General features: G+C 70.7%; 13 protein-coding genes. 11 read left to right on the top strand and 2 right to left on the bottom strand.

Going from position 1 to position 17,497, the window contains the following annotated elements:
• Positions 1-52 precede the first annotated feature (52 nt).
• The 3 genes from ACWGDB_RS21710 to ACWGDB_RS21700 all read left to right on the top strand — a co-directional run bounded on the left by ACWGDB_RS21710 (position 53) and on the right by ACWGDB_RS21700 (position 1,300).
• Complete coding sequence (locus tag ACWGDB_RS21710) at positions 53-262, top strand: DUF4244 domain-containing protein (protein WP_453823893.1); 210 nt, start codon at positions 53-55, stop codon at positions 260-262.
• Positions 249-662 (top strand): TadE family type IV pilus minor pilin, encoded by a 414-nt coding sequence (locus ACWGDB_RS21705; protein ID WP_453823892.1) that lies wholly within the window; start codon positions 249-251, stop codon positions 660-662. The genes ACWGDB_RS21710 and ACWGDB_RS21705 overlap by 14 nt, the downstream gene beginning before the upstream one ends.
• A gap of 158 nt (positions 663-820) precedes the next feature.
• Positions 821-1,300: an Rv3654c family TadE-like protein gene (locus ACWGDB_RS21700; protein WP_453823891.1), complete on the top strand. Its 480-nt coding sequence runs from the start codon at positions 821-823 to the stop codon at positions 1,298-1,300.
• Between the two features lie 518 nt (positions 1,301-1,818).
• On the opposite strand, the gene ACWGDB_RS21695 is transcribed toward ACWGDB_RS21700, so the two are convergent.
• Positions 1,819-4,326: a DEAD/DEAH box helicase gene (locus tag ACWGDB_RS21695; protein WP_453823890.1), complete on the bottom strand. Its 2,508-nt coding sequence runs from the start codon at positions 4,324-4,326 to the stop codon at positions 1,819-1,821.
• 82 nt (positions 4,327-4,408) lie between these two features.
• On the opposite strand from ACWGDB_RS21695, the gene bldG reads away from it, so the two are divergent.
• From bldG to ACWGDB_RS21670, 5 genes are all read left to right on the top strand, one after another.
• Positions 4,409-4,750, top strand: a complete 342-nt coding sequence (gene bldG, locus ACWGDB_RS21690) for an anti-sigma factor antagonist BldG (RefSeq protein ID WP_003975386.1) — start codon at positions 4,409-4,411, stop codon at positions 4,748-4,750.
• Positions 4,751-4,874: 124 nt separating this feature from the next.
• Complete coding sequence (locus tag ACWGDB_RS21685) at positions 4,875-5,312, top strand: ATP-binding protein (RefSeq protein WP_383610562.1); 438 nt, start codon at positions 4,875-4,877, stop codon at positions 5,310-5,312.
• 302 nt (positions 5,313-5,614) lie between these two features.
• Positions 5,615-8,020 (top strand): sodium-translocating pyrophosphatase, encoded by a 2,406-nt coding sequence (locus ACWGDB_RS21680; RefSeq protein ID WP_453823889.1) that lies wholly within the window; start codon positions 5,615-5,617, stop codon positions 8,018-8,020.
• Positions 8,021-8,234: 214 nt separating this feature from the next.
• Positions 8,235-8,831: a small secreted protein gene (locus tag ACWGDB_RS21675; protein WP_427840584.1), complete on the top strand. Its 597-nt coding sequence runs from the start codon at positions 8,235-8,237 to the stop codon at positions 8,829-8,831.
• 37 nt (positions 8,832-8,868) lie between these two features.
• On the top strand, positions 8,869-10,422 hold the full coding sequence (locus ACWGDB_RS21670; RefSeq protein WP_453823888.1) for a DUF7059 domain-containing protein: 1,554 nt from the start codon (positions 8,869-8,871) through the stop codon (positions 10,420-10,422).
• A gap of 7 nt (positions 10,423-10,429) precedes the next feature.
• Here the strand turns inward: ACWGDB_RS21670 and ACWGDB_RS21665 are convergent, their stop codons facing one another.
• Positions 10,430-10,606: a hypothetical protein gene (locus tag ACWGDB_RS21665; RefSeq protein ID WP_453823887.1), complete on the bottom strand. Its 177-nt coding sequence runs from the start codon at positions 10,604-10,606 to the stop codon at positions 10,430-10,432.
• A gap of 170 nt (positions 10,607-10,776) precedes the next feature.
• Between ACWGDB_RS21665 and ACWGDB_RS21660 the strand changes: the two genes are divergently transcribed.
• The 3 genes from ACWGDB_RS21660 (at position 10,777) to tmk (ending at position 17,453) form a co-directional block, all read left to right on the top strand.
• Entirely contained in the window at positions 10,777-10,974 is a 198-nt protein-coding gene (locus tag ACWGDB_RS21660; protein ID WP_453823886.1) for a hypothetical protein, read from the top strand.
• Between the two features lie 249 nt (positions 10,975-11,223).
• The gene (topA, locus tag ACWGDB_RS21655) at positions 11,224-14,061 is read left to right on the top strand and encodes a type I DNA topoisomerase (protein ID WP_383610576.1); all 2,838 of its coding nucleotides are present in this window, start codon (positions 11,224-11,226) and stop codon (positions 14,059-14,061) included.
• Between the two features lie 188 nt (positions 14,062-14,249).
• Positions 14,250-17,453, top strand: coding sequence for a dTMP kinase (tmk, locus tag ACWGDB_RS21650; RefSeq protein ID WP_453823885.1), 3,204 nt, complete (start codon positions 14,250-14,252; stop codon positions 17,451-17,453).
• Positions 17,454-17,497: the final 44 nt, after the last annotated feature.

The raw sequence follows: 17,497 nt of genomic DNA, 5'->3' as shown, positions 1-17,497 counted from the left end.
GCAGGACATTCAATAGCTGGTTTCAACAGAACTGAGCTCTACGGGGGTTGAGATGTACAAGGCGGTACGGGCACGGATGCGGGCCCTGGTGTGCAGGATGCGGGCGGCGCGGAGGGACGCGGGGATGGTCACCTCCGAGTACGCGATGGGGATCGTCGCGGCGGTGGCGTTCGCAGTGGTGCTCTTCAAGGTCGTGACGAGCGGGCAGGTCAGCGCGCAGCTGCAGGACATCGTGAAGCAGGCGCTCGATGCGCGGATGTGAGCCGAGGAGCGGGAGGAGGAGCAAGCGGAGGAGCGGTCGGCTCGCGGTCTGGGGTTCGGACCAAGGATTCGTGACGGCGGAGTCGGCTGTCGTGCTGCCCGTGCTGGTGATGTTCGCGATGGCCTTGGTGTGGTGCCTGATCGTGGTGGCCGCGCAGATCCAGTGCGTCGACGCGGCTCGGACGGGTGCCCGCGCGGCAGCCCGGCAGGATCCGGCCGACGCGGTCATCGAGGTCACCCGGGAGGCGGCACCGCGCGGTGCGACGGTCACGGTCGGCAGGAAGGGGGACGAGGTCCGCGTGGTCGTCGTGGCCAAGCCGCCGGTGCTGGGCGGTCTTCCCTTCGAGGTACGGGAGGAGGCCGTGGCGTCGGCGGAGGAGACGGTGGGGTCGGGAACATGAGTAGGAGTTGGGCAGTACGCACCGGGTCTGGCGTCGCGCAAAGCCCTGAGCGTGGGGCGGGCGGTCGGCGGTCCGGGAGGGTCGCCGACGCGGACGCCGAGACCGACTGGGGCCAGGGCCAGGGCCAGAGCAGAGGCAAGTGCTGGGCCTGGGGCCGAGTGGCCCGACGGCGCGCTGTCGCCCTCCGTTCCGATCGCGGCTCCGCCACCGTCTGGAGCGTCGGCGCCATCGCGGTGCTCTGTGTCGTCTTCGGCGTCGTACTCGCCCTGGGACAAGCCGTCATGACCCGGCACCGCGCGGCCGGCGGTGCCGATCTCGCGGCGCTGGCGGCGGCGGACCACTGGGCGGAGGGCGGTACGGCGGCCTGCGCTCGGGCGGAACGGGTGGCTGAGGCTCAGGGGGTGCGGCTGGTGCGGTGCGTGCTGGTGGGGGAGGTGTCGGATGTGACGGCGGCGTCGGGTCGGGGGCCGTTCGCTGCGGAGGTCAGGGCGCGGGCGGGGCCGTCGGGGCCCGCCGAGCAAACGCGGGCGTCCCTGCTGTCGTGGCCTCAGCCGTTCGGCCCTGAGGGGACGGACCGGCTGACGGGGAGTCCGCAGGTCCCCCTTGAGGGCACCGACCGGCCGACGCCGCCTCCCTGACCGTTACGCGGCCACCGACGGCTCCTCCTGCCGCCCAGGAGCCGGGGCAGGCTCTCTCCCGCCCGGTTCGGGACAGACTCGCCCTCGGGGCCAGGGGCTGGCTCTCCCTTCCGGCGCGGGGCATCGGGGCACCCCAGAGAGCGGGCCAGGGCCAGGTCCGGGGCCGGGTCCGGGGCCAGCGCACCCTCCTCCTACCGGTCCGAGACGGCCTCACCCTCCCGATCCGGGACGGGAGCCTCCCCCCTGTTCCGCGACAGCGTCCCCTTCCGCGACAAACGCCCTGCTCCCGCCCCCGCTCCAAGGCAACCCCGCCGTCCCGCCCCGGGCCGGTCGGCCCCGCGCCGTCACCCAGGCCTGGCTGTCCGGCCGCACCAGACCAGGCGCCGCGGCCTCATCCAAGCCAGCCCCTCGGGCTTCACCCAAGCCAGCCCCCGGGCCTCACCCAAGCCAGCCCCCCGGGCCTCACCCGGACCAGACCGCCCAACCTCACCCACTCACCCAACCCAACTCAGCTCAGGTCACGCCGCCTCACCCGGACCGGACCCCCCGCCCTCACTCACCCCGGCCTCCGCCGTCTCCTCCGGCGCCCCCCGCAACAGCACAGTGAGCAGCCGCACCGCCCCACGCTTGTGCAGCGGATCGTTGCCGTTGCCGCACTTGGGGGACTGGATGCAGGACGGGCAGCCGGCGTCGCACTCGCAGGAGGCGATGGCCTGGCGGGTGGCGGTGAGCCAGCTGCGGGCGGTGTGGAAGGCGCGCTCGGCGAAGCCCGCGCCGCCGGGGTGGCCGTCGTAGACGAAGACCGTCGGGAGCAGCGTGTCGGGGTGGAGCGGGATCGACACGCCGCCGATGTCCCAGCGGTCGCAGGTCGCGAAGAGGGGCAGCAGGCCGATCGAGGCGTGCTCGGCGGCGTGCAGGGCGCCGCCGAGGATCTCCGGGTTGATCCGGGCCTCGTCCAGCTGGTCCTCGGTGACCGTCCACCACACCGCGCGCGTGCGCAACGTCCGAGGGGGGAGGTCGAGTTTCGTCTCGCCCAGTACTTCGCCGGTGATCAGCCTGCGCCGCAGGAAGGAGACCACCTGGTTGGTGACCTCGACGGAGCCGTAGCACAGGCGGCCGTCACCCCAGGGGACCTCGATGTCCGTCTCCAGGACGGAGATCGCCGTCGTGTCGCGGGCGACCGTCGAGTACGACGGGGAGGCCTCCTCGACCAAGGCGACCGAGTCCTCCAGGTCGAGGGAGCGCACCAGGTACGTACGGCCCTGGTGCAGGTGCACCGCACCCTCGTGCACCGTGCCGTGCGCGGCGCCCGCGTCGACGGTGCCGAGCAGCCGACCCGTGCCGGACTCGACCACCTGGACCGGACGGCCGCCCTCGCCGCGGATGTCGGTCAGGTCGGCGGCCCGTTCCCGGCGCGTCCAGTGCCAGGCCTTCGTGCGGCGGCGCAGTAGCTTCGCGGCCTCCAGCTGCGGCAACAGCGCTTCGGTCTCGGGGCCGAACAGCTCCAGGTCCTCGTCCGTCAGCGGAACTTCGGCGGCTGCGGCGCACAGGTGCGGGGCGAGGACGTACGGGTTGTCGGGGTCGAGGACCGTCGACTCCACCGGACGGTCGAACAGGGCCTCGGGATGGTGGACGAGGTAGGTGTCCAGCGGATCGTCGCGGGCGATCAGGACGGCAAGCGCGCCCTGCCCGGCGCGGCCGGCCCGACCTGCCTGCTGCCACAGGGACGCGCGTGTGCCCGGGTAGCCGGCGATCAGTACGGCGTCGAGGCCGGAGACGTCGATGCCGAGTTCCAGGGCGGTGGTGGCGGCGAGGCCGAGGAGTTCGCCGGAGTGGAGGGCCTGTTCCAGGGCGCGGCGTTCCTCGGGGAGGTAGCCGCCGCGGTACGCCGCGACACGCCGGGCGAGGGAGCGATCGACCTCGGCGAGGCGTTCCTGCGCGATGACCGAGATCAGCTCGGCGCCACGCCGGGAACGTACGAAGGCGACGGTGCGGGTGCCCTGGACGGCGAGGTCGGTCAGCAGGTCCGCCGTCTCGGCGGTGGCCGTACGCCGGACGGGGGCGCCCTTCTCGCCCTGGAGCTCGGTGAGCGGGGGCTCCCAGAGGGCGAAGACCAGCTCGCCACGCGGGGAGGCGTCGTCGGCGACCTCCACCACCGGGAGGCCGGTGAGACGGCCGGCGGCGACCGCGGGCTCGGCGGCGGTCGCGGAGGCCAGCAGGAAGACGGGAGAGGCCCCGTAGCGGGCGCACAGGCGGCGCAGGCGGCGCAGGACCTGGGCGACGTGGGAGCCGAAGACGCCGCGGTAGGTGTGGCACTCGTCGATGACGACGTACTTCAGCGCCTTCAGGAAGGAGGACCAGCGGGGGTGGGACGGGAGTATGCCGCGATGCAGCATGTCGGGGTTGGTCAGGACGTAGTTGGCGTACTGGCGGATCCACTCGCGCTCCTCGAACGGAGTATCGCCGTCGTACACGGCCGACCGTACGGAATTGCCCAGCGGATGTGAAAGTTCCTTCACCGAACGGCACTGATCCGCCGCAAGAGCCTTGGTCGGAGCGAGGTAGAGGGCGGTGGCGCCGCGCCCGTTCGGCGCCTCCGAGCCGTCCAGGAGCGTCGAGAGAACCGGGACCAGGTAGGCCAGGGACTTGCCCGACGCCGTGCCCGTGGCGACGACCACCGAGTCGCCGTCCAGGGCGTGCTCGGCGGCGCGTGCCTGGTGGGCCCAGGGATGTTCGATTCCGGCCGTCTGCACCGCGGCGATGATCTCCGCGCGGATCCGATCAGGCCAGATGGCATGGCGACCGGCGCGCGGGGGCACATGCTCCGTATGAGTGATGCGCGAAGCCCGGTTCGGTCCCGAGGCGAGCCGTCCCAGCACCGTGCCCGGGTCCACCCGGGAAACGGGGCCCGTCGGGGATCGATCGGATCGGAGATTCTTGGCCATCGGCACCGAGTGTGTCACTGGCGTGACGGACAATGGGACCAAGGCGTCGTGCACGCCTGCCGGTAAGTGATTGAATGCCATCGCGGCTGGCGAACCGTCCTGGGGGCTGTAAGCCGAGGTGTCCTTAGGGGCGACCGCTCGATAGCAAGGTGCTGGAGGATCCGTGGACCTGTCCCTGTCGACCCGTACCGTCGGCGATCGTACGGTCGTCGAGGTCGGTGGCGAAATCGACGTATATACCGCGCCCAAGCTGCGCGAACAGTTGGTCGAGCTTGTGAACGATGGGAGTTTCCACCTCGTCGTCGACATGGAGGGCGTGGACTTCCTCGACTCCACCGGGCTCGGCGTGCTGGTCGGCGGCCTGAAGCGTGTGCGTGCCCATGAGGGCTCCCTGCGCCTGGTCTGCAACCAGGAGCGCATTCTGAAGATCTTCCGTATCACCGGCCTCACCAAGGTGTTCCCGATCCACACCTCGGTCGAGGAAGCGGTAGCGGCAACCGACTGATCACCGGACCCGGGCACGCCGTACTGCGGCGTGCCCAGGTTCGCAGAAGGTGAAAGTGAAGGGGGACTGGGCTTTCGGCGGCCCGGTCCCCCCGAAAGCACGCCCGTAGTTCTGAGGGGGATGCATGGCCACCGTTGAACTCCGCTTCAGCGCGCTGCCCGAGCACGTCAGGACCGCCCGACTGGTGGCGGCAGCGGTGGCGCGCAGGGCCGGAGTGGACGAGGCCGTACTCGACGAGGTCAGGCTCGCTGTCGGCGAGGCCTGCACCCGTGCCGTCGGACTGCACCAGAGCGTCGGCATCACGGCGCCGGTGAAGGTGGCGCTGATCGAGGAGGAGAAACAGTTCTCCATCGAGGTCGGCGACGAGGCACCACGCTCCGTTCCCGGCGACCGGGCAGCCCGTGCCGCGGGCGGCGACGGCGAAGTGGATGCCGAGGAGGACGAGATGGGCCTCGCGGTCATCAGCGGACTCGTCGACGACGTCGAGGTCTCCGCGGGGGAGCACGGTGGGCTGATCCGTATGACCTGGCCGACCACACCGCCGGCCGCGGTGCTCTCCTGACCGGCCCACTCACCCGTCACATCGCGAAGGGGCCCTGCTGAGCAGGGCCCCTTCGCGTTTTTCGGAGAACGTGCGGGAATTCGTGAATGAATTCACGATCAATCTGCCGATCATTTGATCAAGTAAACGCGGGCGTCAATGGTTTTGGGGCATTAGCGCTTTCGGGTTCTGTGGTGGTACGTCGATCATTTGCTGAACGGCATGTGAAGGCTGATTCCGTTTACCGCGCTCTGTTTTGATCAGCTTCCGGTACCTAGAATCCGTCCACATCTTGAGCTCAGCCCAAGCGTCAAGGAGGACGAATGGCGGGGCTTTCTACCCCTCATCAGCTGGACCATCCCACTACCCTCGCAGCCGCAGTACTGACGGACGACAACCGGATCATCATCACGATCATCGGCATCGTCGCGCTGGCCGCGCTCGTGGTCGCCGGAGTCCTGGTGCGCCAGGTGCTCGCGGCGGGCGAGGGCACCGACAGCATGAAGAAGATCGCGACGGCCATCCAGGAAGGCGCGAACGCCTATCTGGCCCGGCAGTTGCGCACGCTCGGCGTATTCGCCGTGGTCGTGTTCTTCCTGCTCATGCTGCTGCCCGCGGACGACTGGAATCAGCGCATCGGCCGATCGGTGTTCTTCTTGATCGGCGCCGCGTTCTCGGCGGGCACCGGTTATATCGGCATGTGGCTCGCGGTGCGCAGCAATGTGCGCGTTGCCGCAGCCGCGCGGGAAGCGACCCCGGCGGAGGGTGAGCCGGAAAAGGATCTCACCGCCGTCTCGCACAAAGCCATGAAGATCGCTTTCCGTACCGGCGGCGTCGTCGGCATGTTCACGGTGGGGCTCGGTCTGCTGGGCGCCTCCTGTGTGGTGCTGGTGTACGCGGCCGACGCGCCGAAGGTGCTCGAAGGATTCGGTCTCGGTGCCGCGCTGATCGCGATGTTCATGCGTGTCGGTGGCGGCATCTTCACCAAGGCCGCCGACGTCGGCGCCGACCTGGTCGGCAAGGTCGAACAGGGCATTCCGGAGGACGATCCGCGCAATGCCGCGACCATCGCCGACAATGTGGGCGACAACGTCGGCGACTGTGCCGGCATGGCTGCCGACCTCTTCGAGTCGTACGCCGTGACCCTGGTCGCCGCGCTGATCCTCGGGTCGGCGGCGTTCGGTGACTCCGGGCTCGCCTTCCCGCTGATCGTGCCCGCGATCGGCGTGATCACCGCGATGATCGGCATCTTCGCCGTGGCACCGCGCCGCAGTGACCGCAGCGGCATGACGGCGATCAACCGCGGGTTCTTCATCTCCGCGGTGATCTCGATCGTGCTGGTCGCGGCCGCCGTGTTCATCTACCTGCCGTCGTCGTACGCCGACCTCGACGGCGTCACCGACGCGGCCATCGCGGCCAAGGACGGCGATCCGCGGATCCTCGCGCTCGTCGCCGTGGGCATCGGCATCGTGCTGGCCGCCGTCATCCAGCAGCTGACCGGCTACTTCACCGAGACCAACCGCCGGCCGGTCATGGACATCGGCAAGACCTCGCTCACCGGTCCGGCCACCGTCGTCCTCGCCGGTATCTCGGTCGGTCTGGAATCGGCCGTCTACACCGCCCTGTTGATCGGGCTCGGCGTCTACGGGGCGTTCCTGCTCGGCGGTACGTCGATCATGCTGGCGCTGTTCGCGGTGGCGCTGGCCGGCACCGGCCTGCTCACCACGGTCGGCGTGATCGTCGCCATGGACACCTTCGGTCCGGTCTCCGACAACGCGCAGGGCATCGCCGAGATGTCCGGCGACGTCGAGGGCGCGGGCGCCCAGGTGCTCACCAACCTGGACGCGGTCGGCAACACCACCAAGGCCATCACCAAGGGCATCGCCATCGCCACCGCCGTCCTGGCGGCAGCGGCGCTCTTCGGGTCGTACCGAGACGCCATCACCACCGGCGCGCGGGACGTGGGCGAGAAACTCAGCGGCGAAGGCGCGCCGATGAACCTGATGATGGACATCTCGCAGCCCAACAACCTCGTCGGCCTGATCGCCGGCGCTGCGGTCGTCTTCCTCTTCTCGGGGCTCGCCATCAACGCCGTGTCGCGGTCGGCGGGTTCCGTGGTGTACGAGGTGCGGCGCCAGTTCCGCGAGCGGCCCGGGATCATGGACTACACGGATAAGCCGGAGTACGGCAAGGTCGTCGACATCTGCACCCGGGATGCCCTGCGCGAGCTCGCCACACCCGGTCTGCTCGCCGTGTTGGCGCCCATTTTCATCGGATTCACGCTCGGGGTCGGCGCCCTGGGTGCGTTCCTGGCGGGCGCGATCGGTTCCGGCACGCTGATGGCGGTGTTCCTCGCCAACTCCGGTGGTGCGTGGGACAACGCCAAGAAGCTCGTCGAGGACGGCCACCACGGCGGCAAGGGCAGCGAGGCCCACGCCGCGACGGTGATCGGTGACACGGTCGGCGACCCCTTCAAGGACACCGCCGGTCCCGCGATCAACCCGCTGCTGAAGGTGATGAACCTGGTCGCACTGCTCATCGCGCCCGCGGTCATCCAGTTCAGCTACGGCGAGGACAAGAACGTCGGGGTACGGGTCGCGATCGCCGTACTCTCGCTCCTTGTGATCGTCGGCTCGGTGTACGTCTCCAAGCGGCGCGGTATCGCCATGGGTGACGAAGGCAACGCCGACAGGGTGGCCAAGCCGGCCGACCCCGCGGTGGTTTCATAGGCGGTCTTACGACGGCCCAGCTCAAGATGCGGGCGGGCGGCGCGCGTTGGCGTGCCGCCCGCCTGCCTTGTGTCCGTTCACGCCCTAGCCGTGACCCTTCTCTCACATGGTGCAAAAACTTTGGTAACGCCATGAATGCCGCATTCCGCTCGCGGCCGCCTCCCGGCATCCGTGTAAGGTCCGGTGGCCGAGAGCCACGGAAGGGACCAAACCGGTGAACAAGAAGCTCACGGCCGCACTGTCCGGCGGTGCGGTGCTGCTGCTGGCGCTGACGGGATGCACGAGCGACGAGGGCAACCCGGAGCTGGACGCCTGGGCCAAGAAGGTCTGCGACGCGGTGCCGGCGCAGAACGCCAAGATCTCGGCGGCCTACGTCGCGATCACCAAGGCGGCCAAGGACACCACGAGCACGCCCAAGGAGCTCCAGAAGGCCGATTCCGAGGCCTTCCAGGACCTCGCCGACGGCTACAAGGCGCGCGCGTCCCTCATCAGCAACGCCGGTGCGCCTCCCGGCGTCGAAGACGGTGCGAAGGTCCAGCAGGACGTCGTCAAGAAGCTCACCGCCCTGTCCGCGGCATACGGCGACCTGAAGAAGCGCGTCGACGGCCTGGACACCAAGAACCAGGCGAAGTTCGCGTCCGGACTGAAGGACGTGTCCGCCGAGATGAAGCAGGTGGAGACCCAGCGCAAGAGCGCGGTCACGGCGCTGAAGACGCTGGAGTCGGGCGACACCAAGAAGGCGCTGACCTCCCAGGAGGGCTGCAAGCAGGCCGCCGCGGTGACCGCGTCGGCAGGCGCCGCCGGCAGCTGAGCCCCCTCCGCGCGCTGGCGCGGGTCACAATGAGGGCGTGAGTGACTCCAGCCTGCCTGCCCTGCCCGCCTCCGACCGCCACGATGTCGCCGCCCGGCTGCGGGAGGCCCTGCTAGGGGCCTCCTTCACCGCGGACGGGTTGCTCGAACTGCTCGGCGCGCCCGCGTACGCGGCGCTTGCGCGCAGCGAGACCGTGCCCGCGCTCCGGGCGACCCGGGGAGACACGCCCCTGGAGGCGCTCGTACGGCTGTTCCTGTTGCAGCAGCCCGTCCCACACGCGCGCGTGGCGGGCGTTCTGCCCGTGGACGCGTGCCTGGAGAGCGGGTGGCTGGTCCGGGTCGGCGGGGACCCGGCCGGATCCGGAGACCACCCCGGCGATGACGTCGCCGCAACCGTCGACGTACGGCCGTACGGCGGGCCCGCGGGTGAGGACTGGTTCATCGTGTCCGACCTGGGGTGCGCGGTCGGCGGTGCCGGCGGCATCGGCAGCAAGGACGAGGGCGTCGTCCTCGGCGTCGGCGGCGCGTCCACGACCCTCGCGGGCATCACCGTCCGTACGCCCGTCTCCGCTGCCCTCGATCTCGGCACCGGTTCCGGAATCCAGGCGTTGCACGCCGCGCAGCACGCCACGCGCGTGACGGCGACCGACCTCAACCCGCGCGCGCTTCACATCACCGCGCTGACGCTCGCGCTGTCCGGTGCCTCGGCCGCGGACCTGCGGGAGGGCTCGCTGTTCGAGCCGCTCAAGAACGGCGAGACGTACGACCTGATCGTGTCGAACCCGCCCTTCGTGATCTCGCCGGGCGCGCGGCTGACGTACCGCGACGGCGGGATGGGCGGGGACGATCTGTGCCGGTCGATCGTTCAGGGGGCAGGGGAGCGGCTGAGCGAGGGCGGGTTCGCGCAGTTCCTCGCCAACTGGCAGCACGTGGAAGGGGAGGACTGGCAGGACCGGCTGCGGTCGTGGGTGCCGCGCGGGTGCGACGCGTGGATCGTGCAGCGCGAGGTCCAGGACGTCACGCAGTACGCCGAGCTGTGGCTCCGGGACGCCGGCGATCACCGCGGCGACGCGGCCGAGTACCAGGCGCGCTACGACGCGTGGCTGGACGAGTTCGAGGCGCGCAAGGTCAAGGCCGTGGGGTTCGGGTGGATCACCCTGCGAAAGACGTCGGCCGCCGTGCCCGCGATCACGGTGGAGGAGTGGCCGCACCCGGTCGAGCAGCCCCTCGGGGAGACCGTCCGTGCGCACTTCGACCGGCTCGACTACCTGCGGGCCAACGACGACGCGGCCCTGCTGGAGGACCACTTCAGGCTCGTCGCCGAGATCGTGCAGGAGCAGATCGGGATGCCCGGCGCCGAGGACCCGGAGCACGTGGTGCTGCGCCAGCACCGCGGCATGCGCCGGGCCACCCAGGTGGACACGGTCGGCGCGGGCTTCGCGGGCGTGTGCGACGGCTCGCTGAGCGCAGGGCGCATTCTGGACGCCATCGCCCAACTCATGGGCGAGGACCCGGTTCTGCTCCGCGACCGTACACCCGCGCAGATCCGGCTGTTGGTGGAGCAGGGCTTTCTCGAGCCGTCCAGGTCATAGGCACAGTTCATGCGTGCCACGAAATGATCCGCAGGAAGGGTTCCGGCAACGCCGCCAAGCTGTGCAACATCAAATTCGCGTCGATCTGGACGCCGGGTCCGAAGGAGATCATCCAGCGCTCATCCACGGCCGGAACGCAGAAGGTGAGAGCGGGACTGAGACCGGAGAGGGCCGTGGGTCCCATGGGCCTATGAGCCCCTTCTGGGGTGCTTCGGGACGACTGCGTCCACCGAGGCGGAAGTCCACAGGTGCGTCGGTTCCTCGTTCACCTCAGGTTCGCCTGTACGCCGTCCATGCGTGTCAGCCTCGCTTGGCTGAGCGCATACTGGCGGGAGAAAAGGGGCAAACGGAACCATGGAAACGGGACCGGCGCTCTTCGCCGGGGTTGTGTTCGCCCTGTTCGGAGGTGGCCTGCTGGCCTGGACCGTGGTCCGGGTGCGGCAGCGCCGGCCCGTCGCTCAGGGTGTGAGTCCCGTCGCATCGGCGACGCTCGCGGGCCTTGCCTCGGTGATCGCGCTGATCATCGGAACATGGTGCTTCACCCGACTCTGAGAACGGCCCACGAGCTGGGCGGCCGGTAATTGGGAGGCCCTCTTCCGGAAAGGCTCGAAAAGGCCGGTGGGCACTCCGGGCGGCAGGAATGGCGGAAGTCGGGTTACCGTTCGAGTGGCCGTTGCGGGCTTTTCCCGTTTGACAACCGGGCGGGATGTACCGTCACACTCCGCAGCGTCACCACCACCCGACCCCGGGATCCAAGCGACCCTGGGGAGGCCCCAGCGTCGACCGGAGAGAAGAGCGAAGTTGTCCCCGACCAGCGAGACCGCACAGGGCGGCCGCCGACTCGTCATCGTCGAGTCGCCTGCCAAGGCGAAGACGATCAAGGGCTACCTGGGCCCCGGCTACGTAGTCGAAGCGAGCGTCGGGCACATCCGCGACCTTCCGAACGGCGCCGCGGAGGTGCCGGAGAAGTACACCGGCGAGGTCCGCCGCCTCGGCGTGGACGTCGAGCACGACTTCGAGCCGATCTATGTCGTCAACGCCGACAAGCGGGCCCAGGTCAAGAAGCTCAAGGACCTGCTGAAGGAGTCCGACGAGCTCTTCCTCGCCACCGATGAGGACCGCGAGGGCGAGGCCATCGCGTGGCACCTCCAGGAAGTGCTCAAGCCCAAGGTCCCGGTCAAGCGGATGGTCTTCCACGAGATCACCAAGGCCGCGATCCAGGCCGCCGTCGCCAACCCGCGCGAGCTGAACCAGAAGCTGGTCGACGCCCAGGAGACCCGCCGCATCCTCGACCGCCTCTACGGCTACGAGGTCTCGCCGGTCCTGTGGAAGAAGGTCATGCCGCGTCTGTCGGCCGGCCGTGTCCAGTCCGTCGCCACCCGGCTCGTCGTGGAGCGGGAACGCGAGCGCATCGCGTTTCGTTCTGCTGAGTACTGGGACCTGACGGGCACCTTCGCGACCGGCCGCGCCGGGGATTCGTCGGATCCGTCGTCGCTGGTCGCGCGCCTGCAGACCGTCGACGGCAGGCGGGTCGCGCAGGGCCGCGACTTCGACTCCGTGGGACAACTCAAGAGCGCGAACACCCTCCACCTCGACGAGGCGAACGCCCGCGCCCTCGCCGCCGCCCTGGAGAACACGCAGTTCGCGGTGCGGTCCGTCGAGTCCAAGCCGTACCGCCGCTCGCCGTACGCCCCGTTCCGTACGACGACGCTGCAGCAGGAGGCCAGCCGCAAGCTCGGCTTCGGCGCGAAGGCCACGATGCAGGTCGCGCAGAAGCTGTACGAGAACGGCTACATCACGTACATGCGTACGGACTCCACGACCCTGAGCGACACGGCCGTCGCGGCCGCCCGCGCCCAGGTCACGCAGCTCTACGGCGCCGACTACCTGCCGTCGGCCCCCCGGACGTACGCCGGGAAGGTCAAGAACGCGCAGGAGGCGCACGAGGCGATCCGCCCCTCCGGTGACCGCTTCCGCACGCCTGCGGAGACCGGGCTGACCGGCGACCAGTTCAAGCTCTACGAGCTGATCTGGAAGCGGACGGTCGCCTCGCAGATGAAGGACGCGACCGGTAACTCGGTCACGGTCAAGATCGGCGGCACCTCGGCCGACGGCCGGGACGTCGAGTTCAGCGCCTCCGGCAAGACGATCACCTTCCACGGCTTCCTGAAGGCCTACGTCGAGGGCGCCGACGACCCGAACGCCGAGCTGGACGACCGCGAGCGCCGCCTCCCGCAGGTCAGCGAGGGCGACGCGCTCAGCGCCGAGGAGATCACGGTCGACGGGCACGCCACCAAGCCCCCGGCCCGCTACACCGAGGCGTCGCTGGTCAAGGAGCTGGAGGAGCGGGAGATCGGCCGCCCGTCGACGTACGCGTCGATCATCGGCACGATCCTCGACCGCGGCTATGTGTTCAAGAAGGGCACGGCCCTGGTGCCGTCCTTCCTGTCCTTCGCCGTGGTCAACCTCCTGGAGAAGCACTTCGGGCGGCTCGTCGACTACGACTTCACCGCCAGGATGGAGGACGACCTCGACCGCATCGCCCGCGGCGAGGCCCAGTCCGTGCCGTGGCTGAAGCGGTTCTACTTCGGCGAGGGCACCCACAACGGCGGCGCGGCCGAGGCCGGCAACGGCGACGGGGACCACCTCGGTGGCCTCAAGGAGCTGGTGACCGACCTGGGCGCGATCGACGCGCGTGAGGTGTCGTCGTTCCCGGTGGGCAACGACATCGTGCTCCGGGTCGGCCGCTACGGCCCGTACATCGAGCGCGGCGAGAAGGACTCCGAGAACCATCAGCGGGCGGACGTCCCCGAGGACCTGGCCCCGGACGAGCTGTCCGTGGAGCTCGCGGAGGAACTGCTCGCCAAGCCGAGCGGTGACTTCGAGCTCGGTGCCGACCCGCAGACCGGCCACCAGATCATCGCCCGTGACGGCCGCTACGGCCCGTACGTCACCGAGGTACTCCCCGAGGGCACCCCGAAGACCGGCAAGAACGCCGTCAAGCCGCGTACGGCCTCGCTGTTCAAGTCGATGGCGCTCGACACCGTGACGCTCGAGGACGCGCTCAAGCTGATGTCCCTGCCGCGGGTCGTCGGCAAGGACGCGGAGGGCGTGGAGATCACCGCGCAGAACGGCCGCTACGGCCCGTATCTGAAGAAGGGCACGGACTCGCGCTCGCTTCAGGCCGAGGAGCAGCTCTTCACGATCACGCTGGAAGAGGCGCAGGCGATCTACGCCCAGCCCAAGCAGCGTGGCCGCGCGGCCGCCAAGCCGCCGCTGAAGGAGCTGGGCACCGACCCGGTGAGCGAGAAGCCGGTCGTGGTGAAGGACGGCCGCTTCGGCCCGTACGTCACCGACGGGGAGACCAACGCGACCCTGCGCTCAGGTGACAGCGTCGAGACGATCACCCCGGAGCGCGGCTTCGAGCTGCTCGCCGAGAAGCGGGCCAAGGGCCCCGCCAAGAAGACGGCGAAGAAGGCTCCCGCGAAGAAGGCGACCGCCAAGAAGGCCGCCCCGGCCAAGAAGACGGCCGCCAAGAAGACCGCGGCGAAGAAGACGACGACGGCTGCGAAGAAGACGACGGCGAAGAAGACGACCGCCAAGAAGGCGACGGCTTCGAAGTCGGCGAGCGAGGACTGAGCAGCCGCCTGCGCGCACAGCGATCGGTCTTCGTGAAGTCCAACCGGGCTCTCACGGGGGCCGATTGAGGGTCCGGCTCTTCACTTCCGGTTCGCAAAACGAACGCCTCGGCATCAGTTTGGTGTCGGGGCGTGCGGACGTTCGGGCGGGAGCGCCGGGCTGTCGGTGGGTCCCGATAGGCTGAAAGCATGACGCGAGCCGACCAGCCAACGGCCCACCACCCCGCCCCCGACGACGCCCTGACCGCGGACTCCCGCGAGCGTGCCGTCCGCGCCCTGCTGCGCCGACCGCAGCTCAAGCGGCTGTGGAGCGCGCAGTTGGTGGGGGGTGTCGGCGACATCCTCGCCCTCCTGGTGCTGGTCCTGCTGGCCCTACAGGCGGCGATCGCCGAAGGGTCGTTCGGCGGCGGTTACCGGGGCGTGGCGTTCGCAGTGGCGACCGTCTTCGGCGTGCGCATCCTGGCGACGCTGCTCTTCGGCGCCGTACTCCTCGGCCCGCTGACCTCGCTGACCTCCCAGGAAGGCCCGCTCGACCGGCGCTGGACCATGGTCGGCGCGGACGGCCTGCGGGCCGCCACGCTGATCGTCGCGCCGCTGTGGATCGACTGGACGCCGGACAATGCGCTGGCGCTCCTTCTGGTCACGGTTTTCGTCACCGGCGTCGCCGAGCGCTTCTGGACGGTGTGCCGGGAGAGCGCTGCGCCCGCGTTGCTGCCGCCCCCACCACCTGAGGGCGCGACCGTACGACCGCTCCCGGACCACATGGACGCCCTGCGCCGCCTGTCGCTGCGCACGGGCTTCGTGGCGATCCCCCTGGCCGCCGCCGCACTGGTCGTCGCGGCCCTGCTGAACAACCTGCTCGGTACCGGCCTCGACTGGTTCGAGCAGCACCAGGCGGCCCTCGCGTCGTATGTCGCGGCAGGTCTGTTCGCCGCCTCCCTGTCCGTGCTGACCTTCCTGGAGCTGCCCGATACGCGCACCCCCCGCGCGCGGTCGCCGCTCGAGGGGCTGCGCCGACCGAAGACCGGCTCGGGCATCGACAAGGGCCGTACCGGCGCGATCCCGCTGCTGGTGACGGCGTGCGCGGCAGTCGCCGGGGCGGTGTCCGCCGTGGTCGCCGTGTCCGTGCTGCACGCCAAGGACCTGGGCGGCGGCCCGGTGCTGTACGGCCTGCTGGTGCTCCTGCTGACCGGCGGCGTGGTCGTCGGCATCCGTACGGCGCCCTCCGTGCTGCCCACGCTGTCGCGCCGCCGCCTGCTTGCGCTGGTGATCGCCTTCACCGGCGTCGCGCTGCTGGCCGCGGGACTCGTCCCGGACGTCACCACCGTGCTGCTGATCATCGCGCTGGCCGGCGTCGGCGCGGGCGTGGCCGCCAACACCGGGCACACCCTGCTCGACCAGGAGGCCGAGGAATTCCGGCGCGCGCGCACGACGGAGCATCTGCACGCGGTCGTACGGGTCTGTGTGGCGCTCGGCGCCGTGATCGCGCCGCTCGTGGCCGCGCTGATCGGGCCGCACCGGCTGGAGAGCGGCAAGTTCGTCTTCGCGCACGGCGGAGCTGCGTTCACCCTGATGCTGGTCGGCGCGCTGCTGCTGCCGGTGGCCGTGCTGGTGCTGGCCAAGGTCGACGACCGCTCCGGCGTGCCGTTGCGCCACGACCTGCGGGACGCGCTGCTCGGCGGGGACGACCCCGAGCAGGTGCCCGCGACGGCCGGCTTCTTCATCGCCCTGGAGGGCGGCGACGGCGCCGGGAAGTCCACCCAGGCCGAGGCGCTCGCCGAGTGGATCCGCGGCAAGGGCCACGAGGTCGTCGTCACACGCGAGCCCGGGGCGACGGCGGTCGGCAAGCGGCTGCGGTCGATCCTGCTGGACGTTTCCAGCGCCGGCCTGTCGCACCGGGCCGAGGCGCTGCTGTACGCGGCGGACCGCGCGGAGCACGTCGACACGGTGGTCCGGCCCGCGCTGGAGCGCGGCGCGGTCGTGATCTCGGACCGGTACGTCGACTCCTCGGTCGCCTACCAGGGGGCCGGCCGTGACCTGTCCCCGACGGAGATCGCCCGGATCAACCGCTGGGCGACGAACGGACTCGCGCCGCATCTGACGGTGCTGCTGGACGTCTCGCCGGAGATCGCCCGCGAGCGGTTCACCGAGGCCCCGGACCGGCTGGAGTCGGAGCCGGCCGAGTTCCACGCGCGTGTGCGCTCCGGATTCCTGACGCTGGCCGCGTCCGACCCCGGTCGGTACCTGGTGGTGGACGCGGGCCAGGAGCCCGAAGCGGTGACGACCGTGATCCGGCACCGGCTCGACCAGATGCTGCCCCTGTCGGAGGCGGAGATCCAGGCGCAGGAGGAAGCGCGCCGCAAGGCCGAGGAGGAGGCCCGCCGCAAGGCCGAGGAAGAGGCCGCCCGCAAGGCCGAGGAGGAGCGCCTGGAGCGTGAGCGCCAGGAGCAGCTCGCGCGGCTGCGTGCCGAGGAGGAGGAGCGCAAGCGGCGCGAGCTGGAGGAGGCGCAGCGGCGCGAGGCCGAACGGCAGGCGGAGGAGGCCCGGCTGCGGGCCGAGGAAGCACGCCGACGAGCCGAGGAGGAGCGGCAGCGGCTCCTCGCGGAGGAGAAGGTGCGCGCCGAGGAGGAAGCGCGCCGCAAGGCCGACGAGGAACGCCGCCGCAAGCAGGCCGAGGAAGAGGCCCGGCTGCGGGCCGAGGCGGAAGCGGTCCGCCTGGAGAAGCAGCGCAAGGCGGAGGAGGCCCTGCTGCGGGCCGAGGAGGCACGACGGCTGGCCGAGCAGGCGGCGGCGCAGGCCCAGGCGGGCCCGAAGCCGGCGGCGTCCGATGCCGGGGCTGCTCCTGGGGACGCGTTGACGGTGCCGACGCCGGTCGTCACGCCGGGGCGGGCACCCGGTGGCGCCTCGGACGAGACGACTGTGCTGCGGCCGGTGCGGGACGAGGACCGGCGGGGGACGGGCGGTGCAGGTTCTGCGAGCGACCGTGCTTCCGGTGGACGTGCCTCCGGGGAGTCCGAGGCCGAGGTGACGACGCAGCTGCCGCAGCCGCCGGCGCCTTCGGGAGCGGCCGACGAGACGGCCGTGCTGCCGCCGGTGGTGCCCGGCGCCGCCGATGAGACCGCTGTGCTCCCGCCGGTTCCTCCGCGGGCCGCGGATGAGACCGCGGTGCTGCCTCCGGTGTCGGGGGAGTCCGCGGATCGGGTTCCGCCGGGGCACTTCCGCGAGGAGGAACGCACGCGCGAGATGCCCCAGGTCGACGAGGCCGGGGCACCGCGGCGAAGGGCTCGGTCCGACTGGGCCGAGGAGACGCCGCTGGATGACCTGCCCACGCTGGCGGATGAGCTGCTCGGGCCGCATGAGGACGAGGACGAAGGCCGGGGGCGGCGCCGCTGAGGTCATCGGCGTTGAGGTCGGCCGGCGCTGCGGCTGGGCAGCGC

The sequence above is a fragment of the Streptomyces sp. NPDC055013 genome, assembly GCF_053608645.1.
The sequence above is the reverse complement of the archived record's forward strand: the minus strand, read 5'-3'. Positions and strand labels throughout refer to the sequence as shown.